The organism is Nitrospirillum amazonense (assembly GCF_007828045.1).
Classification (GTDB): domain Bacteria; phylum Pseudomonadota; class Alphaproteobacteria; order Azospirillales; family Azospirillaceae; genus Nitrospirillum; species Nitrospirillum amazonense_C.
In genome coordinates this window covers 1-1399 of sequence record NZ_VITN01000074.1, presented here as the reverse complement: position 1 = coordinate 1399, position 1399 = coordinate 1, and the positions used below count along the sequence as shown (strand labels likewise).

The window sequence follows — 1399 nt, the reverse complement described above, 5'->3', positions numbered from 1 at the left end:
GCGTGTGTGGATGCCCCCGGTTAAGCAAGAAGAAACCTCTGGCATCGCATTGGCTGCGACGAGGAGTTCTATCGGTCGTGTGTCAGGCCTCATATTGTGGCCTGAACGGGCCACGGGCCGGTATGCTGTTCGAGAGATGGGGTCCACATCGGTTCAGAGAGCTTTGCCGCCCGCGCGCCGGGACTGGTTATCCCCACCTGAACATTGAAGTCCTTGCCGCCTACACCGTCAGTCGATCTTCCTGCCCGGGCCGTGAGGCCCGCAACGTGGTCCACCCGCCGCCATTGTCGGCAGCCGGATCACGCCGTTCGATAATCCTGTTGCTTGACCACCATCGCCCAGAGGGTTCGCGCCATCTTGTTGGCCAAGGCCACGGCGGCGACCATGCGCGGTTTACGCAACAGGAGGCGTCCTAGCCAGTTGTCGGGCGTCGCACCGCGCCGGCAGATCCACCGGATGCGGCTCATGGCACCAATGATCAACAACCTTCGGATATCATCCTGGCCCATTCGGCTCATGCCGCCCAGCCTGGTCTTTCCACCGGATGACAATTGCTTTGGGACCAGGCCGAGCCAGGCGGCGAAGTTCCTGCCGTCGGAAAAGGTCCGCAGGTCCGGCGCGAAGGCGGCGAGCGCTCCGGCCGTGATCGGACCGACGCCCGGAAGGGTGCAGAGGCGCCGCAGAAACGCATCCGTCCTGGATGCCAAGAGCAGGCGTTGCACCAGTTCATCGATCCTCAGCGTCAGGGTCTTGATCTGCTCAAGGTAGAAGCCGGCCATCTCGCGGACGGCTGCGGGCAGACCATCTCCCTCGGCCGCCATCGCTTGTTCCAGGCATGTGACATTGGCCGCCCCCACCGGCGCGACAATGCCGAATTCCGCCAGATGGCCACGCAACGCGTTGATCAGCTGTGTCCGCTGCCTCACGAAACACTGGTGGGTCCGGAATGTAACCGCCCGGGCCTGATGCCCAGCACTCTTCACCGCGACGAAATGAAGGTTCGGGCGGCGGGCCGCTTCCGCGATGGCCTCCGCATCCGTCGCGTCGTTCTTCTGCCGCTTGACGAACGGCTTCACGTAAATCGGCGGGATCAGCCGCACCTCATGCCCCGCACCTTCAGCGAACCGACCCCAGTAGTGGCTGGTCGAGCAGGCTTCCATCGCAACGATGCAGCGAGCCTGCCCGGCCAGGAACTCCAACAGCTTCTGCCGTGAAAACGCTCGATTGAACAATACCTTGCCAGAAAGGTCCGTCGCGCAAACCTGGAAATGCCGCTTGGCCAGGTCTATCGCCACCAAGTACGTCGTGGTCATGGCGCCCTCCATAACGATGTCCAGCAGACATCATAGCCTGATATCCGCCGAAACCGGGGAAAGGGGCATCCACACCATCAGTTCAG

The 1399-nt window shown here is 62.6% G+C and carries 1 protein-coding gene; it reads right to left on the bottom strand.

Annotation, left to right across the window (positions count from 1 at the left end; genetic code table 11):
* Window positions 1-299 precede the first annotated feature (299 nt).
* Window positions 300-1313 (bottom strand): IS110 family RNA-guided transposase, encoded by a 1014-nt coding sequence (locus FBZ89_RS30610; RefSeq protein ID WP_145754888.1) that lies wholly within the window; start codon window positions 1311-1313, stop codon window positions 300-302.
* Window positions 1314-1399: the final 86 nt, after the last annotated feature.

Coding starts and splice junctions, on each gene's coding strand:
- FBZ89_RS30610 (WP_145754888.1), bottom strand. CDS start 1,313: ATGACCACGACGTACTTGGTGGCGATAGACCTGGCCAAGCGGCATTTC.